The organism is Nocardia concava NBRC 100430, assembly GCF_000308815.1.
GTDB lineage: Bacteria > Actinomycetota > Actinomycetes > Mycobacteriales > Mycobacteriaceae > Nocardia > Nocardia concava.
In genome coordinates this window covers 37808-63227 of record NZ_BAFX01000206.1, presented here as the reverse complement: position 1 = coordinate 63227, position 25420 = coordinate 37808, and the positions used below count along the sequence as shown (strand labels likewise).

The window sequence follows — 25420 nt, the reverse complement described above, 5'->3', positions numbered from 1 at the left end:
GTAGTCAACGGGGCTTCAGCTGAACGGGCATGTGTGAGTAACCGTGCAGAGTGGACAGCGGCCGGCGGGTCGGCTCGCCGTCGAGGCGGATGTCGGGGAAGCGTTCGAAGAGGGCAGGCAGTGCATGCAGGGCCTCCAGTCGCGCCAGGTAGGCGCCGAGGCAACCGTGTATACCGGTGCCGAAGGAGAGGTGATCCCCGGCGTTGGGGCGGGTGACGTCGAAGCGGGTGGGGTCGGGGAATTTGACGGGATCGCGGTTGGCGCCGGCCAGGGAGACGAGGATCGACTTTCCCGGCTCGAGGGGAACGCCGCCGTCGAATTCCACAGGCTCCAGGGCGCGACGGACGGTCATCTGGATCGGCGGGTCGAAGCGCAGCAGTTCCTCGATCGCAAGTGGCCAACGCTCGGGCTCGAGGCGAAGGAGGTCGAGTTGACCGGAGTGGGATAACAGGATCGGGACGGCATTACCGATCAGGTTCGTGGTGTTGATGAAACCCGCGCCCAGCAGCAGGCTGGCGCTGGACAGCAATTCGTCGTCGGTCTGGTCGCTCGTGGAGACCAGGAGGCTGAAGATATCGTCCCCGGGTTCGCGGCGCAGCTTCTCGATGTGCGCTGCGAGGTAGTCCTTCATCGCCGCGGTCGCGGCCATCGCGCGGTGATGGGTCTGCCAGGAAACTCCGACATCCAGAAGCGGAGCGACCGCGTACCCCCAACGCTGGAACATCTGGCGATCGGCCGCCGGGAAGCCCATCATCTCCGCGATGAGAGCGATCGGCACCTGCGCGGCGAAATCCGCGATCAGGTCCACAGATTCGCGCGCAGCCAGCGCGTCGAGCAGCTCCGCGATGACTTCGCGGACCCGATCGCCCAGGCGGGAGACGGCACGGGGGGTGAACGCGGATGCGACCGATCTGCGCAGGCGGCCATGCTCCGGTGGGTCCTGCGCGAACATGGATGGCGCTTCGATCGGGTTGGGTGGCAACACAACTCGCTCGGCGTACCGGCGCAACAGGAAGGGCACGGCCGGATCGATCGGTACGCGCACGCCGAATCGTCTGTCGCGCAGGATTTCCCGGCACAGCTCGTAGTCGAAAGCGGCATAGCCGAACGGCGTGAGCTGCACCCCGCCGGCGCCGCGCAGCTGATCGATCAGCGAGTAGGGGTCATCGTGGCCTTCATCCCCGCTGAGCAGTCGAGCGAGCGGGTCACCCATGCCGCGCAGCGCGAGAAATCCCAGCCGCGGCAACCCGTGCTCCGCCGCCCACCGAATCGAGTAACTCGCCTTCATCAAAACCCCTGTGCCGTAAAGAAAACCGCGCTCCGACGCCTGGTTGATCCGGAGATGGGCGCCTCGCCGATCTCAATATAGGCCGCCGGGGCACACCCGCAACCGCGGGACGGCATTTGCGCTCGCCGCACACCAGCCGCACCAGCGACCCGAGATCGCCGGTCGGACTATCGGCTCATTGCGCCCTCGGCGGGGAGTCACGGCAGCGCTATTCGGCGAAGAACGGGTGGTCGACGACGTACAGCCATCGGCCGTCCGGCTGTCTGCGCGCGACCTCGGTCGTGGTCGTGGTCAGGGGTTGGGGACCCAGACCGCTGGCGGTCGCGTCACTGGAGAGCAGAGCGATATCGCCCGCCGTGTGAATCTGCCGCAGGCGCAGGGAGACTTGCGCTCCGGCGGCGATGTAGTCGCGCAGGCTTTCCCGGATCGCGTCGGTGCCCGCCACCACGATCCCCGGGGTGGGCGCGAAAACCGCCGCGGGCTCGTACAGTTCGACCAGTCCGTCGAGGTCGCCCGCCGCGAGTCGCTTCGCGAAGAGTTCGGCCAGCTCCTCCGGTGTTCCGGCCAGCTCCGGGGTGCGCGCCGCCGGTGGCTGGTCGCCCCATCCGGTCACGCCCATCAGGTCGTGCCAGTCGGGCATCGAACCGTAGGACAGTCGGGCGCGCAGCAGCAGGCCGGGGAAGCTGACCGGGCTCGCCTTGCTCGGCTTGCCGTGCACCTGGGCGAGGATCTCCTCGGTGAGCGCGAAACTCAGGTCGGCCCTGGGGTACACGGCGTGCACGCGTTCCACCAGTTCGGGCGGCAGCTGCTCGCGGTTGCGTCCGAGGACGTCGGCCGAGATGCCGACCTGTGCGAGCGCGACCTCGGGTTCGCGGCGACCGGCGATCCCGTCGGAGGTGTGCAGCGCCACCGCGTCCCACACGATGCGCACCCGCTGCTCGGCCACGCCGTGCTCGCGGAGGAAGGCGGCGGCGGTGTCGGCGCCGTCGACCTCGAAGCGCTGGTCGCCATTGCCCTGTTCGCTCAATCCGATGTCGTGGAGGACGCAGCTCAGGAACAGCAGCTCGTCGTCGTAGCCGGTGTCCGGATGCAGCCGCGCGGCCAGTTCCCGCGCGTACAGATAGCTGCGGACGCTGTGCGCGAAAACCACCGGGGTCTCGGCGGTCCGCGCGAAGTCGTAGGCGGCCACCGCCAAATCCGTTGCGGGCAGGGCGAAGTCGGCGAACGGGCCGGGAATTCGATTGCTCAAGGTCGGTCTCCTGTGTCGGGTGCTCCCGATTCTTCGGTGCACCCGCACGGCCCGACAGTGGCCAGAATGCCATGGTGCGTTAAATTCTGGCCATGCACGTGATCGCGGTTCTGGCGCTCGACGGCGTGGTCCCCTTCGAGCTGACGATCCCGGGCCAGGTGTTCGGTGCGGCCAACAGCCGTGCGGCCGTCGCGAATTACGAGGTCCGGCTGGTCGCGCCCGGAGGCGAGACCGCCACCGATCCGGCACTCGGCGCATTCACGCTGCGCACCGACTGGGACGTGCCCGATCTGGCTGCCGCCGACACCATCATCGTGCCCGGTCACGCCAATTTCGCAGCACCCCAGCCGGATCCGGTGCTGGCGGAGTTGCGCGCCGCGGCGGCACGTGGCGCGCGCATCGCCTCGGTCTGTGTGGGAGCCTTCACCCTCGCCGCCGCCGGTCTGCTCGACGGCCGCCGGGCCACGACGCACTGGCGGCACGCGGCCGAGCTCGCCGCCCGCTATCCCTCGATCGATGTGGACCCGGCCGTCTTGTTCATCGACGAGGGGCAGCTGCTCACCTCGGCCGGTGTGGCCGCGGGTCTCGACATGTGCCTGCATCTGGTGCGCCGCGACCTGGGCGCCGCCGTGGCGGCCGAGACCGCGCGCACCATAGTCATGCCCCTCCAACGCGAGGGCGGCCAAGCGCAATTCATCCACCACCCCGTCCCCGACCGCGTGGACAACCCGCTACAACGCACCCTGACCTGGATGGAAGCCAACCTCCACCGCCCCCTGACCCTGCCCGACATCGCCCGCCACGCGGCCATGAGCGTCCGCACCCTCACCCGTCACTTCCAGGACCAGGTCGGCACCACCCCGCTCCAATGGCTGCTCTCGACCCGAGTCCGCTACGCCCGCGAACTCCTCGAAACCACCGACCTCCCCGTCGAAACCATCGCCCAGCAAGCAGGTTTCGCCACCTCCACCACCCTCCGCCACCACTTCACCCACCGCCTGGGCACCTCACCCCAGCAGTACCGCAACACCTTTCACGCTCGCTGACCCGTCATCCGGCTGCGGCGGCGATGGCCGCGCCGACGATGCCCGCGTCGTTGTTCAGGGCGGCGGGGACGATCTCGGCGCGCACCTTGTCGATGTGGGGCAGGAATTTGTCGGCGTGCTTGCTGACTCCGCCGCCGATGATGAACAGCGACGGGGAGAACGCCATTTCCAGGTATTGGAGATAGCGCTCGACTCGGTGCGCCCATTGCTTCCAGCTGAGGTCGCGTTCTTCGCGCACATTCGCGGACGCGTGATGCTCGGCCTCGTGGCCGTCGAGCTCGAGATGGCCGAATTCGGTATTCGGGATCAGCACACCGTTGTAGAACTGCGCACTGCCGATACCGGTCCCGAAGGTCAGCAGCAATACCGTGCCGCGGCGGTCCCGCCCGGCTCCGAATCGCATCTCGGCTATCCCCGCCGCATCCGCGTCATTGACCACGGTCACCGGTACCCCCAGCGCCTGCGAGAGCCGGTCCCGGGCGTCCAGACCGATCCACCCGTCGTCCACATTCGCGGCAGTGCGGGTGACACCGTCCATCACCACGCCCGGAAAGGTGACACCGACCGCACCGGGCAAGTCGAACTGCCCGGCGACCTCGCGAACCACCTCGATCACCGCCTCCGGCGTCGCCGGTTGCGGCGTGAGCTCCCGAACCCGCTCGACCGTCAACCGCCCGGCCGCCACGTCCACCGGAGCCCCCTTGATCCCCGTGCCCCCGATATCGATGCCCAGGTAGGTATCCATCCCTCCATGATCATCCGCACGACTCGATAACGCCACGCCCCTCCCCCGCCGCCCTCGGCGGCAATCGGATTCGCCGAGAACCGTCTCAGATCGTGATGTGCGATTTCATCCTCGTTCGTGGGCGTGCGCTTACCGTGGAGGATTCGGGGGCGGCATCTCCGAGGGCACGGAGTTGGAATATGAACACACCACGCGGCGGTTGGCTGGAAAACTGGCCGTGGCCGGAGCGCACATTCATGGAGCGATTGAGTCCGGAGTCGAGGCGGGATCTGCTCTCACTCGGGAAGCAGCAGCCCTTTCAACCGGGGGAGGTCTTGTCGCCGTACGGGGATCCGGCCAGCAGCGTGTATCTACTGCGATCGCGGGACTCCAAGGTGTCGGCGTGCGCGAAGATCACCGGGGCCGACGGGAAACTGCTGGCGATCCGGGTGAGCGGGGATGTGATCGGTGAGATCGCCGCGCTCGAGCCCGGTTCCCGACGCTCGGCGACGGTCACCATCTGCACGGCCGCCACGGTGCATCGCATGACCGGTGCGGAGTTCCTGCGCTTCCTCGACCGGCATCCGGACGGGTGGCAGACACTGTGCCGCACCATAGCGGACCGGCTGGCCTGGGCGGATCAGCGGCGGCTGGATTTCAACGACTGCGCGGTCGGCATCAGACTCGCGCGGCTGCTCGTCGAGTTCGCGGAGTCCTACGGCCGCCGGACCACGGTGCGCCCGAACGGAAACGGCTGTGACGACGGCGGGGAGGAGAAGGAGGCGTGGGAGATCACCATCCGGCTCAACTACGAGGAGCTGGGCAACCTCGTCGGGGCGAAGGTCGACGCCATCGGCCTCGCCATGCGGGAAATGCGCGACAAGGGCCTGGTGTGTCTGCGCAATCGCCACATCGTGGTGATCGATAACAACGGTTGGGAGAAACAGGGCCTGCAACCTTGAAATTTCCTGTCGCAGAATCGCTTAGGCGGACAAGATCCGGATTTTTCCGGGGCAGCCGGTAGCCGGCCGATGGCACCGTGGTCTTGACCAGCAAGACCACCCGGAGGTGCACAATGCCGTCGCCCCACACCCGCCCCCAGACCCGAGCCGATGACCTGTACCGCACCCTGTGCGCCGCGCACAGCCCCCTGGCGGCCGCGCTCATGGCCGCCGCGGTAACCCGCTGCTGGCCGGCTGAATTCGTCTCCACCACAACGCTGTACGTGCGGTGATCGCCGTGGAGACGATCGCGGTACTGGCCTGGGCGGCGCTGGTCGCGATCAGAGTCCTACCCGAGATCATCCGCTCGCGCCGCACCTGCGTGTCGGTCGTGCTGACCACCCGGGCCGAGGGAGTCCGCGAATTGGCGATCACCGCGACGAATGTCGAAGACGCCGTCCAGGTGGTGCGGCAGGCACTGACCGCACGCCCGGAGGACCGGCGCCGGACGTGCCACACCGGCACGGGTCTGCTGTCCCGCCGGGCCTGCGGATACGCCTACCCTCCAACCGATCCCGGTCCGCCGTGCGACGATGGTCGGTCGTGACCAGTCAAATTGTCGCGATCGATCTCGGGAAGACCGGCTGCCGGGGGTCGCTGCGGGTCGATGGGCGGCAGATCCGGGGCGCCGAGGGGGCGGGTGCGCCCGGGCTGGCGAACGCGGGCGGTGTCAGCGCGGCGGAGGATGCGATTCGGGGCGTTGTCGAGCGGATCGCGCCGACAACGGGTTTCGTCCTGTGCGTCGGCGCCGCGGGAGCCGCGTCCGCCCCGGAGGCCGCGGCGTTGCTCGCCCGGCGGCTGGCCGAAGGCATTGGCGCGAGCGCGGTCGCGGTGACCTCCGATGCCGTGACCGCGCATGCCGGGGCGCTCGGTGGGTCGGTCGGTGTCGTGCTCGCGGTCGGCACCGGAGCCGTTGCGACGGCGGTCGACGAGGCGGGCCGCTTCACCCGGGTCGACGGTTGGGGTCCGCTGCTGGGTGACGAGGGCAGCGGCGGGTGGATCGGGGTCGAGGGCCTGCGGGCCGCGCTGCGTTCACATGACGGGCGCGGACCACGTACAGCGCTGGTCGACGCCGTCGGTGAACACTACGGCGTCACTGTCTCCGAGCTGCCTAATCTCATTGGACAGCAGGATAATCCGGCCTCGACTGCTGCCCGGTTCGCACCCATCGTCGCCAGGGCCGCCGCGACCGACGAGACTGCCGCGGCCATCATGACGGCTGCGGGTCGCGCTCTCGGTCGGTCCGTACTCGCTGCGATCGAGCGGTCCGGCCTGCGCCCGCCGGTGCCCTGCGCGATCACCGGCGGCCTCGTCAATCTCGGTGCGGCGCTGCTGGATCCACTCGATGCCACGATCGAGCGGGTCGTCGAGCGTCGCGCTCCCCTCGGCTTGCCGATCGACGGCGCTGCCCTGCTGGCCATAGAGACGGGAACCGCATTGGAGGGCTTGGTCACTCGAATCGGGTGAAAAATATTGACAGCGGGTATGTGACAGCTGACACTTACTTGCAATCGATCCGCTGCGTCACCGGGGAGTTGCGATGAACGCACTCAATCTCGCCGTCATCGTCATCTACCTGGTCACCGTCGCCTGGATCGGCCTGCGGCTGTCCGGCAAACAGAAATCCAGCACCGACTACTTCGTCGGCGAGGGCCGAATGCCCTGGTGGACAGTGTGTTTCTCGGTCGTCGCCACCGAGACCAGCGTGCTCACGGTCATCTCTGTCCCGGGCGGCGCCTACACCGATCAGGGCTTCGGCAATGTCGAACTGGCCATGGGTTACATCATCGGCCGCACCGTCGTGGCCGCCGTGCTGATTCCGCTCTACAAGCGCGGCGGTTTCGTCAGCGCCTACCAATACCTCGAGCTGCGGTTCGGCCGCTATCTCCAGGGTGTCGCGTCGGTGACGTTCGTCTTCACCCGGCTGCTCGCCGAAGGCGTGCGACTGTTCGCCTCCGCCATCCCGATCAAGTTGCTGCTCAGCGAGTTCGGCCTGACGATCGGCTACAACGTCATCATCGTCGCGCTGACGCTGCTGACCGTGGTCTACACCTACCTCGGCGGCATCAAGGCGGTCATCTGGACCGACGCACTGCAGATGGGCCTCTACCTGACCGGTGCGATCATCGCGATCTGCGTCCTGTCCGGCCATGTCGGAGCCACCGGGTACTCGAATGCGTTGCACGCGGGCAAGTTCCGCGTCTTCGACACCGACTTCGGCTTGGCGCACATTCTCACCAGCAGCTTCGCGCTGCCGACCGCGATCCTGGGTGGCGCCATCTTCGCCATGGCCTCGCACGGGTCCGATCAGCTGATCGTGCAGCGCATCCTCGCGACGCGGTCGTTGCGCGACAGTCAGCGGGCGATGATCGCCTCGGGCGTCTTCGTCGCCGTGCAGTTCGCGGCGTTCTCGCTGGTGGGGGCGCTGTTGTGGTCCTACAACGGCGGCAAGACGCCGAAGCAGCTCGGCTTGTCCAGCGCCGATGGCATCTACCCCGACTTCATCCTCCATGGGCTGCCGGTGGTGATCTCCGGACTGCTGGTCGCCGGAATACTCGGCGCGGCCATGGGATCGCTGTCCTCGGCGTTGAACTCGATGGCGAATTCGACTGTCGCCGATATCATTCGCAGTTTCAGTCGCAGGGTGATGTCCGATGAGGCGATGCTGCGGCTGGCGCGCGTGATGACGCTGGTGTGGGCGGCGCTGATGGCGCTGTTCGCGATGGGGTTCAGCACGACGACCGGCAATGTGTACCTGACCGCGCTGACGATCGCCGGATACACCTACGGCGCGCTGCTCGGAGCGTTCCTGCTCGGGCGACTCGTCAAGCGCGCCAATCAGTTCGACGCGATTGTCGCCTTCGTGGTGACCGTGGCCGTAATGACCTTCGTGGTGCGCGTGATCAAGATCGATGTGACGGTGGCGGGCAAGGTGGTCGAAAAGGGTATCGCCGCCCAATGGCTGGTCCCCATCGGCGTTTTCGTCACCCTGGTCGTCGGCGGGATCACCTCTCGCTTCCATCCGGCGCCCGCTCCCACCGAGCCGGACCCGGTGCAGGCGGTGGCGTGATGCGTGTCATCGGGCTGATGTCCGGCACTTCGCACGATGCGATCGATGCCGTCGGTGCGGAGATCAGCCTGCGGGACGACACCATGCATGTCCGCGTCGCGGGCCTGCTCAGTCGGCCGTATCCCGAACAGCTGCGCGCGGAACTCATCGCCGCGTTGCCGCCCGGATCGGTCGACATGGCGGCGGTCTGCCGCTTGGACACCGCGATCGGCCAGGAGTTCGCGGCGGTCGCCGCCGCGGCCGATACCGAATTCTTCGGCGGTACAGCGGATCTCGTCGCCTCACACGGCCAGACGGTGTACCACTGGGTGCGCGAGGGTACGGCGCACGGCACCCTCCAGCTCGGCCAGCCCGCCTGGATCGCCGAGCTCACCGGAGTTCCGGTCGTCAGCGATTTCCGGGCCCGAGACATCGCCGCGGGCGGACAGGGCGCGCCGCTGGTCGGCCTGTTCGACATGTTGTGGCTGGCCGGGCGTCCGGGCCGTGCGGGGGCGCTCAATATCGGCGGGATCGCCAACATGACCGTCACCGGTGATGCCCCGGCGGCATTCGACACCGGGCCGGGGAACGCGCTGATCGATGCCGCGGTCGAGATCGCCACCGACGGGGCCGAGCATATCGACCTGGCGGGCGCTCGGGCCGCTCGCGGAACGATCGATGCCGAGCTGCTGAAACAGCTTCTGGCAGAGCCTTATTACTCCGTGCGGCCGCCCAAGTCCACCGGTAAGGAGCTGTTCAACCGCGCCTACCTCGAGCGCGTGTTGCGCGACCGGCCGCTCGCGCCCGAGGATATCGTCGCCACTGTGACCGCGCTGACCGCACACACCATCGCCGACGCGCTCGAACCCTTCGGGCTCACCGAGGTCATCGCCTCGGGCGGCGGCACCCGCAACCCGACGCTGCTGGCCATGCTGCGCGATCGGCTGGACACCGCGCGGTTGCGCACCTCCGACGACCTCGGCCTGCCTTCGGCGGCGAAGGAGGCCACCGCCTTCGCCGTGCTGGGCTTCCTCACTGTGCACGGCCTCACCGGCAGCTATCCCGCCTGCACCGGAGCGGCGCACGCCAGTGTCCTCGGCTCGCTCACCCCCGGAGCGGCCGGATTCGCCCTCCCCACAGGGTTTTTCGTGCAGCCGCAGCGACTGACGGTGACGCTGTGAGCGCCGGTTCGGCCGGTGACGACGTCCGTACGCGGCTCCTCGCGGCGATCCCACGGCTGTCCCCGAACGCACGAAAGCTCGCCCGCGCCATCCAGGACGACCCGTCCGGCGTCGCACAGCTGACGGTCAACCAGCTCGCGGAGCGGTCCGGCACCAGCACCTCCGCGGTGGTCCGGTTGGCCAAAACGCTCGGCTACGACGGCTATCCCCAACTGCGCCTCGCACTCGCCGCCGCCGGAAACGAGGACGGCACACCGGTGTTCGCCACCGACATCGACGCCGCCGACGAGCTGTCGAAGGTGCTGCACAAGCTGACCGCGTTCGAGACCGAAGGGATGCTGGCCACCGCGGAACTCGCCGACCCCGCGACCATGGAGGCCGTCGTCGATGCATTGGTCGGGGCGCGGCGCGTGCAACTCATCGGCATCGGTGCGTCCGGGCTGGTCGCGATGGATATGGCGCAGAAGCTCACCCGTATCGGAATGTGGTGCGGTGCATGCACTTCCGAGGACGACGCGCTCGTGCAGGCCAGCCTGCTCGAGGCGGGCGACGTGATCGTCGCCTTCTCCCATTCCGGCGAGACCGCCGGAATCGTCGAGGCGGTCGAGCGTGCCGCGAGCATGCGCGCCACCACGGTCGCCGTAACGGCCGGGGCCGCATCGAAACTGGCGAGTGCGGCGCGGCACACCGTCCTCGTTGCCGGCCGCGAGGACGGTTTCCGCTCCGCGGCGCTGGCCAGTCGCATGAGCCAGTTACTGATCGTCGACACCCTCTATGTCGGTGTCCTGCAACGCACTCCGGCCGCGCACACCGCGCTGCACCGCACCTACGACGCGGTCGCGAACCGCCGCGCGAAGGGAGTTCGATGAGCCGCACCCGCCCGCCGCACGAGATCGCGGCATTGACCACGGAACTCGCCAACCCGCGTACCGCCGCCCTCGACTCGATGCCGATCGAGGAGTTGCTGCGCACCATGAACGCCGAGGACGCGGGCGTGTCTTCCGCTGTGGCGCAGGCGATTCCAGCGATCACCCGAGCCGTGGAGCGCATCGTCGAAGCCCGTGGGCGCGGCGGCAGACTCATCTACATCGGAGCCGGCACCAGCGGCAGACTCGGCCTGCTCGACGCGGTCGAATGCCCGCCGACCTTCGGCATCGACTCCGGCGAGGTGCTGGGCCTCATCGCGGGCGGCGCCGACGCCTTCACTCGCGCAATCGAAGGCGCGGAGGACGATCCGGCCCGGGCCGCACAAGACCTGGCCGCGGTGCACCTCACCCCCACCGACTGCGTCGTAGCGCTGGCCGCCAGCGGCCGCACCCCCTACGCCATCGGCGCATTGCGCTACGGACGCGAGATCGGCGCCACAACCATCGCCATCTCCTGCAACCGCAATGCCGAAACCAGCGCCCACGCCGACGTCGCCATCGAACTCGAAACCGGCCCCGAAATCCTCACCGGCTCCACCCGCCTCAAAGCCGGCACCGCCCAGAAAATGGTCTGCAACATGCTGACCACCGCCGCCATGGTCCGAGAAGGCCGCGTCTACGGCAACCTGATGGTCGACCTCAACCCCACCAACGCCAAACTCACCGACCGCGCCCGCCGCATAGTCGCCGAAGCCACCGACCTGGACCTCACCACCGCCGCAACCCTGCTGGCCGCCGCCGACAACCACCCCAAAACCGCCATCGTCATGCACCTGGCCGGCGTGGACGCCCCCACCGCCCGCACCCTCCTGGCCCAATCCCACGGCTTCGTCCGCCCCGCCATCGGCGACCCCCGCGCACCGGGCAGGTGATACGCAAGCTTGGCAACAGACCGGCGATAGTGCTGGCACTCGGTCACCAATAGTGCCGATTACCAGGACTTTTACTCCCGCACGCCGCGCTTTCGCGGGTTTACCGGTCCATACTCGAGTAATGACATCAACTGCCGGGGTCCCGGCGTCAATCCATCACACCGCACCGGCGGAACCTCGGCCCAGGGCCGGCAGCTTCCGCTTCTGGTTCGCGCCCCAGCGGTGGGAATGGTCGCCCGAGGTCTTCCGCATGCACGGCTATACCCCCGGCGAAATCGAGCCCACCACCGAACTACTGCTGGCCCACAAGCATCCCGATGACCGCGAACACGTCGCCGAAGCCATCGCCCGCTCCATCAACCAGGGCCAGCCGTTCTCGAGCCGGCACCGGTTCATCGACACCCACGGCGCCGAACACACCGTGATGGTCGTGGCCGACCGCATCGTCGACGACACCGGCCACCCCGTCGGCACCACCGGCTTCTACATCGACCTGTCCGACACCCTCGCCGCCGCCGAACGCGACACCCTCAACCAGCGCCTGCCCGAACTGGTGGAATCCCGCGCGATCATCGAACAGGCCAAGGGCGTCCTCATGCGCATGTACCGCATCAACGCCGACCAAGCCTTCAAGGTCCTCGTCTGGCGCTCCCAGGAAACCAACACCAAACTCCGCGCCCTGGCCGAACAACTGATCGCCGAACTCCCCGCCGTCCCCGCCCCACCCCCCGACACCGTCGCCGCCTTCGACCACATCCTCCTAACCCTCCACGAACGCATCCCCAACCCCTGACCACCCGCCGCCCGCATCACCCATTTCGTCCACTAGTCCCTCGACTGGCTACATCGAGGGACCCCAGCTCAGCCGCGCAAAGGTCCGATATACGTGCCCGGATGGGTCGCACCTTCCGGCCACACCCCGATCGACCCCAGGCCGGCCGGCCAAACGGCATGCAACTGGTTGGTGGAATCAGGTGGGGTGACAATGATTTCGGTGGGCATACCACCGCCGGTCATATAGGTCAGCGTGCTCTTGGCCTGACCACCCGGAGCCAGCTGGACCACTTGCCCCTGCTCGTTGGTCCGAGGCAGCGAGGCCCTCCCCTTCTCACCCACTCCAGCCAAATCAACCCCCGGAAAGCCCTGCAGCACACAGGATTCCCCGGACAGATTCGTAAGCACAATACTCGCAGTGCGCTGATTCCCACTGGCCTGCCCAACCTCGCCCTGCACACTGAGCCCCAGCCAGGATGCCTCACACCACGACTCTGCCGCCTGCCCCTCCCCCGCCGCCACACAGGGAACAATCGCCCCGGCCACCACAAGCACTGCCGAACCCACTGCCTTGAAACGCATTTCCCGATCCTCCCGTGTCATCCGTGATCGACAGTGATCTTGCGGAAGACCCCTTATGAACGCCCAATGATCCGCTGAACCCCACCATCCTCGCCCCCGACGACAACCGCGGTGGCCAACCCGTCAAGTTGCGGCGAATCAACCATGGATGGAGCGACAGATCAACCAGATAGCTAGCGGCAAATCAATCAGGTGCTGGGTAGAAAACCAGCTACCGCGCTGACCGGACCGGCCAGCGTGACCGATTCTCAGTCACGGATCGGGTGTTGGATGTAGTCGCCCTGCGGGGCACCGAATTCGAGGCTGTTCTCGTCGAGCCCGTTGCTGATGGTCACCCGGTTATCGGCAAATGCGAAGCTGACCGCGACCATGCCTGCAGCGAAATCGGCTCGCTGACTTGTCCATTCGAGCAAGTCGACAGCGAGCAGCGGTTGGCCTTCGAGTGCAGTCAACGCCTGGATGGCGTCGGACCGCCAGGACGGGTGGAAGGCATGGATCTCTGGTTCGTTGCCCTCGCGGTCCGACCAGGAGCGCTGCCGATGGAGATCGATGCTGTTCCAGGTGATCGACAGCTCGTCGAACTTCTGGTGAGTGATCTCGACCCGTTCACCGTCGAAGTCCAGCACTACCGGGCAGTCGGCGAACCACTCATCGTCCGCCTGATCCCAGACCAGCCACGAATTGGACAGAGACCTGCCAACGAGTCGGCTCAACCGTGGTCCGTGAGCGGATTCGACGGCGGCGCGCCCCACGAGCCAGCGCGGTTGGTATCCGAGGATGCCGTAGTAGGACACCGCACGATTATTGGCCAGGCTGCGCCATGTTCGTTCCGACGCACCGTATGGCTTGCGGTCCAGGACCAGGAGGCCCGGCTCTCGGTAGTGTCATCCGGCTATGGAGCACACAATCCGAATCGGCCTCAACCGCGACAGCGTGCATGCCGGCGACGATGTGCACAGTCACGTAGCCCAGTGGGATGCGCCGTCGGAAATTACGGTCGCCGAGGTCATCTACGAGGTGGCACGCAGTTACATCGCCAATGTCGTCGGAGCTGTCTCCTGGGTGCTGCAGGGGTATCAACCTCCTGCCGAAGGCGGGCGAGGGATCGCTCAGCGGTGGGAGGATCTCGCGGTAGTGTTCTGCGATCATTCGAAGCCGCTCGACGAGCGTCTCATCGCGGTCGCCGCGATCGCCTATGAACACGGCGACGTATTCGCACAACCTGTCCGGTCGCTGCCGGTGTTCGCCGAGGTGGATGAGTTTCATTTTTATCTGCGCTATGTCCCCGGTGGACGCCTGCGACCATGGGCCGAATTCTGCAGCCGATACCAACTCCCGAGAACCAGTCCCAGATAGATGCTGTAAGTGGCGGGCACTGGCCCGGACGTAACATCTTGCCGACACTACGTTCCAGCAGCATCAGGGCGAGGTTCCATGAAAACCGTTACCGACCAGGGCCGTCACCTATGACGGTGTTCGCTTGCATGAAGTGCGGACAGCGACTCACCACCGAAGTCGTGGAGACCGATGTACCTGCCCGTGCCACCCGCGACGAGCAAACCGACTATGGCTACCTCCCCCTCATGGCACAAGGCACCTACGGAATCGATCCCGAACCCGCGGTCCGCTCGAGCAACGGCGAGCATTCCACGGCGAACACGATCGTGTTGAACCCAGCCGATATGCGGGGCGTCACCAAGCATTCCGATCCATACCGGACCTCCGGCTGCTGTGGCCCCGATGGCGGGCAGGGCCCTAACCTTGTCTGCGAACAGTGCGGACTCGAAGTCGCAACCGAGTCCACCGACTGCTGGACTGTCCCCGCTGTCCGGCTCGAGCCCACAGCCGTAGTAATTCAAGCGAATTAGCGGGCACCTTGATCGCGACATCTGGTCGACGCGCTGCCCAGCCGTGATCCGACGTGCCCGCCCCAGGCGGTCATAGTCTTGCGGGCGATGTGCGGATGCAATCGAACGGTTGGAGGTGAACAGTGAAGCTGACGCATGACGAGATTCGGCAAATCCAACACAAATACCGCGATTTGACCAACTAGCAGAGCGAATGGATCGACGACCCCATCGACCCATTGACCTATGTGGATTCGGGTGGGGACAGCCTGCTGCACATCGCCGCATATCGAGGCGACGTGCATACCCTTAGCTTGCTGCTGAAGGCCGGTGCAGATGTCAACCAGCTGGGTGACATGGGCCAGACGCCATTGCATAACGCATACACGACCGGGCAGACAGAAGCAGTCGATTTCTTGATCGCGAACGGGGCTTCCCTCGAAATCCGAGATGAGTTCGGAAATCGGCCTGCCGACAGCCATTAGCGAACTCTGGTGTCCTCCGCCTGCTTCAGCGGTTCAAGGTCCCGCTCACGGTAGAGGATTCGCATGCAGCCTCTCGACGTGCCACGCCAGACCAGGCGGCGAATTCACATCCTGGGTTAGCGCGAGGCACGCAAATTTGCTAGGCCACGGAGCGCCATGAACCCGCTTGGCCCAACGCCATTCATGATCGTGTCATGGCCGACAAAACACCGCTCGACGAGCCGTTCCGGTTCCCGGTCGAGGACGTGTTCACGCTGACGGGACGCGGGACTGTGGCCGCGGGGCATATCGAGTCAGGCACGGTGAGGATGGGCGATCGGCTCCGAATAGTTCGCGCCGACGGTCGGCCGGGTCCGTCGGGCACTTGCTCGTGGGTCGATGTGCCGTGCAGGATCGGCCGACGAGCTCCAGAACCTACATTCATTGGCCTCATCTTCCGAGACCTTAAGAAGTCAGACTTCGCGCCCGGTGACGTCCTCGTCAGCGAGATCAAGGTCTAATCGGTCCAGCACACAACAATCCTCAACGGGGCTTGCAAGCTGATCGGACCGACCGGCCGCCACGGTCGGCTGTAAGAACACCATCGATGCGCTAACCGCACCAGGCATCCTGCCAACGCTCTGCCACGGTGCGCGCTAGCTTCTTGAATCATGGGTAGTTCGTCGGCGCCGGTTGTGAGCCTTCCTGATCCTGGGAGGGTGCCGTCGCTCGTCGACCCGATCTGCGATCTCTACGACGAGGCGTTCTCGGTCCCGCCATTCGTCTGGCCGGCCGACGAATCCACGCACCACCGGCGGCTTTTGGAGCGGCTGATCGCGGATCCGACATTCGGACTGAGCATTGCTGAAGTGGACGGCGGTCTCGTGGGCTTCGCGTACGGATACCGCCTCGGACCGAATACCAACTGGTGGAATGGCTTTCAGAACCCGGTACCAGACGATCTGTCCAAGGAACGCCCAGGAAGAACGTTCGCCGTCATCGATTTGGCGGTCCAGCAGGAGTGGCGCAGGCAGGGTATCGGGCGCGGTGTCCTGGATCTCCTTTTGAAGTCCCGATCCGAGGAACGCGCGACGCTGGCCGTGCAGCCTCAGGCGATCGCTTCCCACAACTTCTACGAGGCGATCGGCGGATGGCAATACGTCGGTCGGCAAGACACTCCCGGCTACGTTTCACCGGAGTTCGACATCTATGTCCGAGTGTTGAATCCGTAGGAGGCGAGCTCATCGTCGAGGCCGCGGACACCTGCCGAATCGGCCCAAGGGTCGAGGCTGCGCCGCGTCTGCTGAATCTGTTCGACCAGGCGATCCGAGCGGCAGGAGATGGCGAGACGTGCGCTCTTGCCGATCGCGTCGGCAGCATCGTCCGCAAGTCTGTCATCGGCCAGCGCCACGGCGAGGTCGAGGTGGGCGAGTGCTCTATTGCGAACGAAGGGCCCCTCGATGAGCGCGAGAGCGTCTTCGGCTGCCACACGCGCCCGCCTTCCGTCACCCAGGTGGTGCATGCATTCGCTCCGGATGCTGGCCGCCAACCCGGCACCTTCGAAGTACGCGACCGACGCGGTCGCATCATCCCCAGCGGCAGCGGCGATTTCGACGTCGGCGGCGTCGAGCGCGCTCATGCAAGCCTTGTACTGGTTGTCTCGTGCGTACCCGACAGCCGCCATATCGTGCGAGTACGCGCGAAGCCGACGGTCCGATGATCGGGCGGCCCAGTTTTGAGCAGCCACAGCATGATCAATGCCCACCCGGGGATTGCCCTGCCAGATCGACAGGTAGGAAAGATTACACAGCACCAATACTGCCAGGTCGGTGTTGTCCGCCTTGTGCGCGAATTCGCGCGCATCCTCATAGCTTGCGCGCGCGGCTCGGAAATCCCGCAGATCGAACTGCATCCAGCCCGCCAGTTGCGACAGCGATGAATACAAGTTCATCAGGCGATGCTCGAGAGTCGGAGGGCAGCTTTCGAGCAGGGCAGCCGCAATACGCTTCTGCGCGAGCACCATGGCCAGTACCGCGTGTGGGCCGTACACATCGTTCTGCGCAAGCGCGATGTTCAGAGCAGTCTCGATGTGGTCGACCGCCTCGGTATTCACCCGCTCCGGCGAAACCAGCACTTCCTCTATCCGGGCTCGCTCGTCAACGTCGAGCCCTGCCAGCATCGCCGCCACAGCAGGTAGACCACCCGCCACCCCACCGAACAGCCGCATCAGTTCACGACGGTTCATATCGATCCATTTTCGAAGCTCAGCATCCAGCCATCGATCCGACACCGTTCGCCCGGGAACCACCAGCCAGCCGGGGCTGACGATCGCAAGCTCGTTCGTGGCATATTCCGACCCGGATCCGTCTCCCGACAGTAACCACCGAAAACGCTCCTGCACAGCGGGATCGGCGGCGCCGAGAACCTGACCCAGCAGCCTTCTGCTCGCCGCGTGCAGCGCTACCTCGCTGTCCTCCCACCGCGCGATGGTCCTCTTATCGACCTCCAAGCAGCGTGCGAACTCGAGCCGACTCTGCTCCATCGCATTCCTCAGCGCCCGCACTTCTCTCGGTGTCCACTGCATGTCACCGATCATGCTCCGCTCCACAGCATGTACCCAGCTACCGCAGAAAGATACCCCCTTTCGCACCGCTTTGGTCCTCGTATGCACCACCGCGAAACGCGCACGCTTACTCGAACCCGCGACCGGAAACACCGAACTCACCAAGGAGTATCGAAATGACCTTCGCTTCAGTACTTCTCGCCGTCGCGATCTTCCTCGCCGGTGGTGCCATGTCCGCCGTCGCCGCACGAACAGATCGAGGTTCGCGAACGGGCCCGATCCTCACCGTTGCCGATATTCAGGCACGTCTGGCCGCCGAACGCTCGCGACCCTACTTCCCGATCAGCCAGGCTTGACGACCGATGGCATTCACCGAGCCCGAGGCGAAAGTCCTTGGCACACTGGCGAACCTCGACCCATTACACACTCTGACCGTACGGCAACTCTGCCGCGCGACCCTGCTGCCGGAGACCTCGGTCCACCGGGCGTTGCTGCGACTGTTGCGTACCGGCCTGGCGGTGAGCGCCCCACAAGGTCCAGCACGGTGGCGCTGCACCGATCGCGGCCGTTTGGCGATCGCCCGGCCCGTGTACCGCGACTACGCCGGGATACGACCATGAGCAGCTATGCGATCGGATTCCTGCGACCGGACGTGTCCGGCGAGGCATGGCGCGAGGACGAGGCGCTGATCCACGCCCTTGCAGCCGAGTAGGGGTGGTCGGTGATCCTGCTGTACTACGGCGGCGCGGACCGGCCGAGCGGCGCGGTGATCAACCGCCTGATGAACCTCGCCTACAGCGAGTACGCAATCGCCGTGATCGCCCCGAGCGCAGACCATTTCGAGCCCGACGACATCCCGGCCCTGGTCAAGGTCGCCGATGTGATCTGTGCAGACACCGGCACCAGACATGCGATCCCACCGATGACGAGCACGACGAATCCAGCCTGGACGATCAATTGCAGGAACTGCCGCGAGGACGGACGAAATCAGCCGCCAATGACCTTGTTCGACTTGGTGCGGTTGCACCGCCCAGTAGCCCGGTGAGGTCACTATGTGGTGCTGTTTACTCGTTGCCGAGGTACCAGATAGCGAGTGAGAGGTAAGAATCCATGGCTCTGCCCACGATGACCCCGGAGCAACGCGCCGCCGCATTGGCCAAGGCCGCCGAGGCTCGCAAGGCGAGGTCAGAGCTGCTCCAGCAGGTGAAGAGCGGGGAGATCGGGCTCGCCGATCTACTCGAGCGCTCCGAAGAAGACCTGGTCAAGAAGCTGAAGGTAGCCACGGTATTGAAGGCCATACCGGGCTTCGGACCGGTCAAACTGGACAAAGTGATGTCCGAAGCCGCGATCCCCGACGACCGCCGAATCGGCGGCCTGGGGCCCCGTCAGCGCACCGCCCTATTGGAGGCCGCGAGCCACTGATTGCCGAACGATGATGGGCCGGTACCGCTTTCGCGATATCGGCCCAACGGGAGCGGTTCGTGCAATGGCACGATTGGTGGAGCTAAGGGGACTCGAACCCCTGACCCCCACACTGCCAGTGTGGTGCGCTACCAGCTGCGCCATAGCCCCGGATGGTTGCCGGTCGGTATCTCGATCGACTGGGTGAAGGTACACCATGGGACCCCATGTGATGCAAATCGGCTGGGCAGCGGGGGTGGGGGCGCGCGTAGACTCGCGGGGGATTCGTTAGTCGTCCGGGGTGGGTTGCCGGTGAGGTGGCTGCTCCGCGGGGAAGGTCGCACGCGGGTGAGGCTGATCAATGGCCGGTACGAGTTGCGGGGGCTCGTCGGTAAGGGCGGGATGGCCGAGGTCTGGGATGCCTGGGATCGGCAGTTGCGCAGGCAGGTTGCGGTCAAAGTGCTCGATGCCGGGAGTCTCGCGGTCGGTGAGCAGGGGGAGCAGGTTGCCTGGCAGCGGTTCGAGCGGGAGGCGCGGATCGCGGCGCAGATGAACTGCTCGAATGTGGTGATGCTGCATGATTCGGGGGTGTTCGCCGAGAACGGGTGCCGGTCACCGTTTCTGGTGATGGAGTTCATTCACGGGGAGAATCTGCGGCAGTACATGCGGGGGCGGAACAACTGGTCGCTGCCGGGGATCGCGCGGATACTCACCGATGCGCTCAGCGGGCTGGTGTACGCGCATTCCAAGCAGGTGGTGCACCGGGATATCAAGCCCGAGAACATCATGATCTGCCGGGATGGGACGGCGAAACTGGCCGATTTCGGGATCGCCATCGAGATGCGCGAGAACATGCTGCGGCTGACTCGTGCGAATCATGTTGTGGGGACGCAGAATTACTCCGCGCCGGAGTATCTCGAGCACGGGCGGTTCACCCATCTCAGTGACGTGTACTCGTTCGCGGTGGTGTGCACCGAGGTGCTGGAGGCGGTGTTCGCGCCCGCGCCTTTGCCGCCGAAGCTGAAATCGGTGCTGGATCAGGCGCGTTCACCCGATCCCGCGCTGCGATTCCAGTCCGCGGCCGAGTTCCAGCATTACTTCCGCGACGCCGTGCACTCCGAGACCGGCGTGGTGCGCACCGAGAACCCGGATGTGACGCGAAAGATCCAGGGCCCCCGGCCCGAACCCGCGACCGTCCCGGTGCGCTCGTACACCAGCGTGCTCACCGGCCCGCCACCGCCTGCCCCACACCCCGGCGTGAATCTGCCCGCGACGGGCCTGTGGGGCATCTTCGTCCACCCGGCCCTGGAGTTCCGCCAGCGCGTCCTCGAGGGTCTCACCCGCGACGATCCCCGCTACATCGGCGGCGTCCTGCTCGGCGCGGCCGCCACCGGAATCGTCCTGGGCTGGCTGGTTTTCGTGCTGCTGGCCTGGGTGATCGTCTCCATCGCCAACCACCTGTGAGGATCTGCGATGACAAACCACCGGGCGGGCCTGGCCTGGCAGCAGTACGTGTACGCGGGATCGCGCGCCTGGCATTGGCTGCGGGTGGCGGCCGGATTCGGCGCGGCCTGCTTCCTGATCACCGTGCTGTGGCTGACCTACACCGTGCTGCGATGAGGTGCCCGCATTGAGAATCGTCTGCCTGAACTGCCTGGCCGAGTTCAAATTCGACTCCTCGCGCCGCTCCTGGATCTGGGTGCTGCGCCAGCCCAACGGCGGCTTCGCCACCCGGGTCGCGGACTATTCGCGGCGGCTGGACCGGCGCTGCCCCAACGGCTGCGAGATCGACGAGGAGATTCTCGACCACCCGACCACGGTGATCGGCTTCGTCGGCGAATCCGCCTCGTCCAAAACGCATCTCATCGTGTCGATGATCTATTCGGTCATGAACGATCCGGTGCTGGCGCAGGAATGGTCCATCGTGCCATCGCGGCGATCCGCCAAAATGCTTGCCGCACTGGAGAATACGCTGATGAACCGACGTGCCATCGGCTACACCCAGAAGCGCGGGTACGTCGGCGCGCAGGCACAGCGGCAAGAGAACGGCATCGGGACGATGGGCGCACCGCAGCCGCCGCGACCGCCCATGCCGCCGCGGCCGCCCGCGACCCAGCAGCAGACGCAGCACGCCTGGACCGGGTGGCAGGTACGCCAGCCGATTCTCATCAAGTTCACCTCGCTATCCAGCAGGCGCACAGTGAATCTCGCGTTCGTGGATGTCGCGGGCGAGGATGTGGCCGACGCCGAGATCGCGGCGAAGGTGAGCCCGCATCTGGCCGTCGCCGACTTCCTCTGGTTCGTGGTCCCGTCGACGCTGAACAAGCAGTACCTGGCCATGATGCGCGAGCACGCCGGTCCGGCCAATGAGGAGAGCCTCAACAACAACGTCGAGCACTCCCAGACCGTCGGTCGCACCAAGATGATGATCGATCAGATCGCGAAACTGTGGCGCACCGCCAACAGCTATCCGCTGGATCTGCCGATCGAACCGCCGCGCCTGCACGTCTCGACCATCATCGCGAAATCCGATCTGCTGTCGCTGATCAGCCTGCCCGAGGTGGGTATCGTCGCGCCGCCGGCGGATTGGGCCGACAGCCCGTACAGCCTCAACGGGGCGGGCAATCTGTATCAGCCGGGACAGATCGACTATCGGTCCGACGCCACGAGATCACTTGTGCGCAAGCTGTTTCCGGCCGTCGATGCGACCCTGTCGATTCATTTTCCGCACAACCGCTACTTCCCGGTCTCGGCCGTGGGTTGCGGTAAGCGGGCCGACAATACGTATCCGGTGTTCAAGCCGTTCGGCGCGGTCGACCCGGTGATTCACATGCTCAACCGGATCGACCAGCTGCGGGCGGACAGATGACGGGTTTCGCGCAGCTGCTGTGCGGCTGGGCCGTGGTGAATCTGGAATCGTCCGGGACAGGTGTCGGGGTGGTCGCGCGGTCCGGAAATTGGCCCGCCACACTGGGATTCACCACGCGGGAGCTGGGATCGCTGGTCACCTGGGACGGGACACCCGCCTCGCCCGACGCGTTCGCGTTGGAGTTCATGCTGGTTCGCGGGCTGGCCGTCGCGGTGTTGAAGACTCCCTCGAACGACCGGCCCGGCACCTGTGTGGCACACCTGATCGCCGGGGAGCGGGGCGCGCTGGATGGGGCGGTGGCCTTGAGCCTCTACGATTCCGGCCGGTTCCGGACCGGGATCGACGATCCCGGCTTTCCGACCGATCGCTGGGATCTCCTGCCGAAACCACTGGAAGACAACAGCTTCGCGTTCACCGCGGCCGCCGACGCCTACCTGGACCTGGACTGGCTGCCCCCGCTGCTCGGCTACGGCCTCGCGCGGCTGGCCGGTCGCGGTCCCGCCGTCGAGCTACATGTCGAGCACGGCTCCGACGCGCTGGCGATGCTGCGGGCAATCTACGGCATGCTGCCGCGGAACAGCCTGCGGGAATTGACGTTCCGAACTTCGGCTGCACCAGGACCGGACGTCGCCATCAGCGCCGTGACGAGGGACGGTCCCGGCCCGGTCGCCGGGGAACGCCGCATCGTCACGCCCGGCGACCGCGGGAACGAGTCGGACCCGTTCGTCCAACTCGGACAGCAGATCGTCGACCTCCGGCGGGCGGGGATCACGCTGCCCGAAAACCTCACCACGGCAGACGAAATCGGCCACTGGTGTTACCGGCGTCAGCTGCGCGCACTCGCCCCCGTCGACCTCGACGACGACCGTCTCGCCGAGGTGATCGCCGACCCCGAGATCGGCCCGGAGTGGTTTCAGGACAAGACGGTCGCCACCCGCGCGGTCCGGCTCGCACTCGAAAGACCCAGCGTGGCAAGGGCGCTGGCCCGGATCGACCACCGGCCCAGCGTGCGCAGAACCTTCGAGGAGGTCCTGACCGACCGCGTCATGCACGACACCCGCGACCCCGGCCACACCCTCGACGTCGCCCGCCAGCTCGGCTTCGATCTCTCCGAAGTCGTGGTCAAGGCCGCCCGGCGGCGACTGGACACCGGCCACGGACTGTCGACCGCCGACGCGGCAGCGGTGTGGCCGCGCCTGCACGAAGAATGGGCCACCGGAAATCACAAACGCCGCCAAGCGATCGCGGGCTATCTGACCCAGCATCGCGCCCTGCGTGAACCCGCCGCGCTCTCACGCGATCGAGCCTTGGCGCACAAGGCAATACGTGCCGAGGTCGACGACCCGGCCGTCCCCACCGGCAGCAGCCACGTGCTGCGCACCGCCATGCAAACCAACCTCACCGTCGTCGCCCAGGTGGCGGTCGATGTCGCCTGCGACGGCCGAGACCGCTACGCCCTCGAACAAATCCTGTCCTGCGCACCCCCCGACCGCCTGCCCGCCCTCGTCGCCGAATGCGCCCGCTACCCAGCTCTCCCCGCCACTGACCTGATGAAGGCCCTCACCCTCACCCGCTCGGACCCGGCCGACCTGGTCGAGGCCCTCCGCCCGGCCTGGCACCACCTCCGCCGCACCCTCGGCCTCCCGGAACAGATCGAGGCACTGGTCGTACTCAGCGCCGCCGAGCCGCCCGCCGAGAACGGGCAGCGTGGCGGAATCCGGCTACCCCACTTGGGATTCGGACGCCGCAACGGCAAGGACCAGATCCCTGCCGACCTCTCCCCCCTCCTCCACTCCCCCGACGACCCTCAGGCCCTGCAACGCATCCTCGCCACCACCCCACCCGACCAGCTCCAGGCCCTGGTTGGCGCCTGCGCTCGCCAATGGGACCTGTCCCCAACAACTCTCATGCATGCTCTGGCCGCACTCGACCTCCCCCCGGCCGACCTCAGAGAAGCCCTCACCGAGGCCTGGCCCTGGCTCCGCACCCGCCTGGACCTCCCCCAGGTCATCGCTCCCCTGCTGACCCTCCTCCCGGCCGACGGTTCCCCTCAATCCTGGCACTCCGTTGCCCGGGAACAGGATTCGCGCCGAGGCTGGCAGTTCTGGCGCTGATCCCGCCCCCATCCCCGTCATTCCTGGCGGTTCTGGCGCTGATCCGCCGACGGCTCCACCCCTTCCCGGAACTGAGCCATCACCCGATACCGCCGCAGTACATCCTGCAGATCCGCGTCCTCCCGAATCGACTCGACCGCCGACCGCTCGATCATCTCCGCCTGCTCCAGCAACACCCGCCGCCGCGCGGGATCACTGACCCGAGTGGCGATCTGGGCCAGCGCGTCGAGCTGCCGGATCATGATCGCCGGACTGCCGCCACTGTCCTGGCGGATCTTCTCGAAGGACCGCTGCACCAGCCGCTCATAATTCGCGTGCGCCGCGATGACGCGCACGTACCCGTCCTTGGACCGGTACACCGGGCTCGGCTCCCAGGCCACCGCGATCCGCGACAGGCAGTCACCCAGCCAGTCGATGCAGGTCAACACCGTGAACGTGTCATTGGTCGCGGCGGCCAGTGCGCGCAGGGCGATTTCGACGAGCTGATCGATGCCGAAGGAGATGTCCTGGGTCAGCGACCGGGTCGGCCCGGCCACATGCCCGCGCGAGAAGCTCTTGCCCACCCGCTCGGCGGCGGACGCGGGCCAGACCGTGGCGACCACCTGCCCCTCGGTGAGGAAATGGCCGGGCCGATATGGCAAATGGATCACCGCGTCGGCCTTGCTCGCGATCCGGACCAGCTGCTCGTAGCGGATGTAGCGCAGGTAGCCGCTGCCGGCGATGCGGACCTCACCGCCCTCGGCGGCCATGCGCTCCAGCAGTTCCTCCGGCGACGGCCCCGAATGCGGCTCGGCGCGCGCGTCGCCCCGCTGCGTCTCGATGGCTTGCGCCACCTCGCCCGCGATGCCGGCGATGACATTGGGCAGCTGAATGGCCGCGGCGATGTGGTTGATGAAGTAGATGAGCACGGCCAGATCCAGCACCAGCGACGCGATCGACATCGTGGTGGCGATGTGCGGCACGAAGTCCGGGCTGATCACCACCAGGGACGCGATGGCGTAGACGAAGGTCGCCACGAAGGTGCCGAGCGTGAGTTGGGTGCCGCGATCCCGGATGAAGGTGCGCATCATGCGCGGCCCGAACTGCGTGGAGGCCAGCGTCAGCGCCACGATGGTGATGGAGAAGACCACGCCGACCACCGTCATGATGGCCGCCGCGATGGCGGTCAGCACCTGCCGCGCCGAGTCCTCGGTCCCGCCGATCACCCAGGCCGGAACGGTGAACTCGCCCCGGTAGGCCGCCCGGTCCAGCAGGTACGTGAGCGCGAAGAGCACCATCGCCGCCAGCACTTCGACCGTGGGCACGAACCAGAGATTGGTCCGCAGGAATTCGCGACGGCGGTCGGATTCCAATGGAAAACCGGACACGATCGAGCCTCCTGCGCTGTCCCCGGACACCGTTCACATCGCCGAACCTATCGGCTCGCCGACCGCGCTCGCGTCTCGGACGTGCGACCAGGCTACTCCGGCT

Annotated in this window: 29 protein-coding genes and 1 tRNA gene; 22 read left to right on the top strand and 8 right to left on the bottom strand. The window is 66.5% G+C overall.

The features are described from left to right. Positions 1–4: 4 nt before the first annotated feature. Positions 5–1288, bottom strand: a complete 1284-nt coding sequence (locus tag ON43_RS41825; RefSeq protein WP_040816647.1) for a cytochrome P450 — start codon at positions 1286–1288, stop codon at positions 5–7. 208 nt (positions 1289–1496) lie between these two features. After that, positions 1497–2537: a nuclear transport factor 2 family protein gene (locus ON43_RS46675; RefSeq protein ID WP_051180255.1), complete on the bottom strand. Its 1041-nt coding sequence runs from the start codon at positions 2535–2537 to the stop codon at positions 1497–1499. Between the two features lie 92 nt (positions 2538–2629). Here ON43_RS46675 and ON43_RS41815 point away from each other — a divergent pair, with 92 nt between their 5' ends. Beyond that, complete coding sequence (locus tag ON43_RS41815; protein ID WP_040816645.1) at positions 2630–3583, top strand: GlxA family transcriptional regulator; 954 nt, start codon at positions 2630–2632, stop codon at positions 3581–3583. A gap of 4 nt (positions 3584–3587) precedes the next feature. On the opposite strand, the gene ppgK is transcribed toward ON43_RS41815, so the two are convergent. Beyond that, on the bottom strand, positions 3588–4328 hold the full coding sequence (gene ppgK / locus ON43_RS41810) for a polyphosphate--glucose phosphotransferase (RefSeq protein ID WP_040816644.1): 741 nt from the start codon (positions 4326–4328) through the stop codon (positions 3588–3590). Between the two features lie 179 nt (positions 4329–4507). On the opposite strand from ppgK, the gene ON43_RS41805 reads away from it, so the two are divergent. The 9 genes from ON43_RS41805 to ON43_RS41765 all read left to right on the top strand — a co-directional run bounded on the left by ON43_RS41805 (position 4508) and on the right by ON43_RS41765 (position 12129). After that, the gene (locus tag ON43_RS41805; protein ID WP_051180254.1) at positions 4508–5269 is read left to right on the top strand and encodes a Crp/Fnr family transcriptional regulator; all 762 of its coding nucleotides are present in this window, start codon (positions 4508–4510) and stop codon (positions 5267–5269) included. Positions 5270–5382: 113 nt separating this feature from the next. Next, positions 5383–5541 carry a hypothetical protein gene (locus tag ON43_RS41800; RefSeq protein WP_157514461.1) on the top strand — a complete coding sequence of 53 codons (159 nt, stop codon included), beginning with the start codon at positions 5383–5385 and terminating at the stop codon, positions 5539–5541. Between the two features lie 5 nt (positions 5542–5546). Beyond that, complete coding sequence (locus ON43_RS45430; RefSeq protein ID WP_157514460.1) at positions 5547–5855, top strand: hypothetical protein; 309 nt, start codon at positions 5547–5549, stop codon at positions 5853–5855. Then, a complete protein-coding gene (locus ON43_RS41790; RefSeq protein ID WP_083914423.1) occupies positions 5852–6775 on the top strand; it encodes an N-acetylglucosamine kinase in 924 nt (307 codons plus the stop codon). The genes ON43_RS45430 and ON43_RS41790 overlap by 4 nt, the downstream gene beginning before the upstream one ends. Before the next feature lie 73 nt (positions 6776–6848). Further along, positions 6849–8378, top strand: coding sequence for a sodium:solute symporter (locus ON43_RS41785; protein WP_040816640.1), 1530 nt, complete (start codon positions 6849–6851; stop codon positions 8376–8378). Next, positions 8378–9538, top strand: coding sequence for an anhydro-N-acetylmuramic acid kinase (locus ON43_RS41780; protein WP_040816639.1), 1161 nt, complete (start codon positions 8378–8380; stop codon positions 9536–9538). The genes ON43_RS41785 and ON43_RS41780 overlap by 1 nt, the downstream gene beginning before the upstream one ends. After that, positions 9535–10407 carry a MurR/RpiR family transcriptional regulator gene (locus ON43_RS41775; protein WP_040816638.1) on the top strand — a complete coding sequence of 291 codons (873 nt, stop codon included), beginning with the start codon at positions 9535–9537 and terminating at the stop codon, positions 10405–10407. The genes ON43_RS41780 and ON43_RS41775 overlap by 4 nt, the downstream gene beginning before the upstream one ends. Next, positions 10404–11336, top strand: a complete 933-nt coding sequence (gene murQ / locus ON43_RS41770) for an N-acetylmuramic acid 6-phosphate etherase (RefSeq protein ID WP_040816637.1) — start codon at positions 10404–10406, stop codon at positions 11334–11336. The genes ON43_RS41775 and murQ overlap by 4 nt, the downstream gene beginning before the upstream one ends. A 121-nt stretch (positions 11337–11457) precedes the next feature. Next, the gene (locus ON43_RS41765) at positions 11458–12129 is read left to right on the top strand and encodes a PAS and ANTAR domain-containing protein (protein WP_063712733.1); all 672 of its coding nucleotides are present in this window, start codon (positions 11458–11460) and stop codon (positions 12127–12129) included. Between the two features lie 68 nt (positions 12130–12197). Here ON43_RS41765 and ON43_RS41760 read toward each other — a convergent pair whose 3' ends face one another. Both ON43_RS41760 and ON43_RS41755 read right to left on the bottom strand, forming a co-directional pair. After that, positions 12198–12692: a DUF4232 domain-containing protein gene (locus ON43_RS41760; protein ID WP_051180252.1), complete on the bottom strand. Its 495-nt coding sequence runs from the start codon at positions 12690–12692 to the stop codon at positions 12198–12200. Between the two features lie 248 nt (positions 12693–12940). Next, positions 12941–13486, bottom strand: a complete 546-nt coding sequence (locus ON43_RS41755) for a hypothetical protein (RefSeq protein ID WP_040816633.1) — start codon at positions 13484–13486, stop codon at positions 12941–12943. Between the two features lie 100 nt (positions 13487–13586). Between ON43_RS41755 and ON43_RS41750 the strand changes: the two genes are divergently transcribed. From ON43_RS41750 to ON43_RS41730, 4 genes are all read left to right on the top strand, one after another. Then, complete coding sequence (locus tag ON43_RS41750; RefSeq protein WP_040816631.1) at positions 13587–14048, top strand: hypothetical protein; 462 nt, start codon at positions 13587–13589, stop codon at positions 14046–14048. Between the two features lie 739 nt (positions 14049–14787). Further along, on the top strand, positions 14788–15024 hold the full coding sequence (locus tag ON43_RS43300) for an ankyrin repeat domain-containing protein (protein ID WP_245569115.1): 237 nt from the start codon (positions 14788–14790) through the stop codon (positions 15022–15024). 194 nt (positions 15025–15218) lie between these two features. Continuing rightward, complete coding sequence (locus ON43_RS41735) at positions 15219–15524, top strand: hypothetical protein (protein ID WP_040816627.1); 306 nt, start codon at positions 15219–15221, stop codon at positions 15522–15524. 198 nt (positions 15525–15722) lie between these two features. Then, positions 15723–16235: a GNAT family N-acetyltransferase gene (locus ON43_RS41730; protein ID WP_051180251.1), complete on the top strand. Its 513-nt coding sequence runs from the start codon at positions 15723–15725 to the stop codon at positions 16233–16235. Here the strand turns inward: ON43_RS41730 and ON43_RS41725 are convergent. Beyond that, positions 16211–17599 (bottom strand): helix-turn-helix domain-containing protein, encoded by a 1389-nt coding sequence (locus tag ON43_RS41725; protein WP_157514459.1) that lies wholly within the window; start codon positions 17597–17599, stop codon positions 16211–16213. The two genes, ON43_RS41730 and ON43_RS41725, sit on opposite strands and share 25 nt — an antisense overlap. Before the next feature lie 143 nt (positions 17600–17742). Here ON43_RS41725 and ON43_RS41720 point away from each other — a divergent pair, with 143 nt between their 5' ends. The 4 genes from ON43_RS41720 to mihF all read left to right on the top strand — a co-directional run bounded on the left by ON43_RS41720 (position 17743) and on the right by mihF (position 18988). Further along, positions 17743–17922 (top strand): hypothetical protein, encoded by a 180-nt coding sequence (locus ON43_RS41720; RefSeq protein WP_040816623.1) that lies wholly within the window; start codon positions 17743–17745, stop codon positions 17920–17922. Between the two features lie 6 nt (positions 17923–17928). Beyond that, positions 17929–18186 (top strand): MarR family transcriptional regulator, encoded by a 258-nt coding sequence (locus tag ON43_RS45425; RefSeq protein ID WP_157514458.1) that lies wholly within the window; start codon positions 17929–17931, stop codon positions 18184–18186. A 101-nt stretch (positions 18187–18287) separates the two neighbouring features. Further along, positions 18288–18611 (top strand): hypothetical protein, encoded by a 324-nt coding sequence (locus ON43_RS41715; RefSeq protein WP_040816621.1) that lies wholly within the window; start codon positions 18288–18290, stop codon positions 18609–18611. Positions 18612–18676: 65 nt separating this feature from the next. Beyond that, positions 18677–18988 carry an integration host factor, actinobacterial type gene (gene mihF, locus ON43_RS41710; RefSeq protein ID WP_040816619.1) on the top strand — a complete coding sequence of 104 codons (312 nt, stop codon included), beginning with the start codon at positions 18677–18679 and terminating at the stop codon, positions 18986–18988. A 74-nt stretch (positions 18989–19062) separates the two neighbouring features. On the opposite strand, the gene ON43_RS41705 is transcribed toward mihF, so the two are convergent. Further along, positions 19063–19138, bottom strand: a tRNA-Ala gene (locus tag ON43_RS41705). Positions 19139–19315: 177 nt separating this feature from the next. Between ON43_RS41705 and ON43_RS41700 the strand changes: the two genes are divergently transcribed. From ON43_RS41700 to ON43_RS41690, 4 genes are read left to right on the top strand one after another with little or no spacing between them, the layout of a single operon-like run. Beyond that, the gene (locus ON43_RS41700; RefSeq protein WP_157514457.1) at positions 19316–20431 is read left to right on the top strand and encodes a serine/threonine-protein kinase; all 1116 of its coding nucleotides are present in this window, start codon (positions 19316–19318) and stop codon (positions 20429–20431) included. A 9-nt stretch (positions 20432–20440) separates the two neighbouring features. After that, positions 20441–20587 (top strand): hypothetical protein, encoded by a 147-nt coding sequence (locus ON43_RS45420; RefSeq protein WP_157514456.1) that lies wholly within the window; start codon positions 20441–20443, stop codon positions 20585–20587. A 10-nt stretch (positions 20588–20597) separates the two neighbouring features. Then, a complete protein-coding gene (locus tag ON43_RS41695; protein WP_157514455.1) occupies positions 20598–21836 on the top strand; it encodes a hypothetical protein in 1239 nt (412 codons plus the stop codon). Further along, on the top strand, positions 21833–23950 hold the full coding sequence (locus ON43_RS41690) for a hypothetical protein (protein WP_040816614.1): 2118 nt from the start codon (positions 21833–21835) through the stop codon (positions 23948–23950). The genes ON43_RS41695 and ON43_RS41690 overlap by 4 nt, the downstream gene beginning before the upstream one ends. Positions 23951–23967: 17 nt before the next feature. Here the strand turns inward: ON43_RS41690 and ON43_RS41685 are convergent, their stop codons facing one another. After that, entirely contained in the window at positions 23968–25317 is a 1350-nt protein-coding gene (locus ON43_RS41685; protein ID WP_051180249.1) for a DUF2254 domain-containing protein, read from the bottom strand. Between the last annotated feature and the right edge of the window lie 103 nt (positions 25318–25420).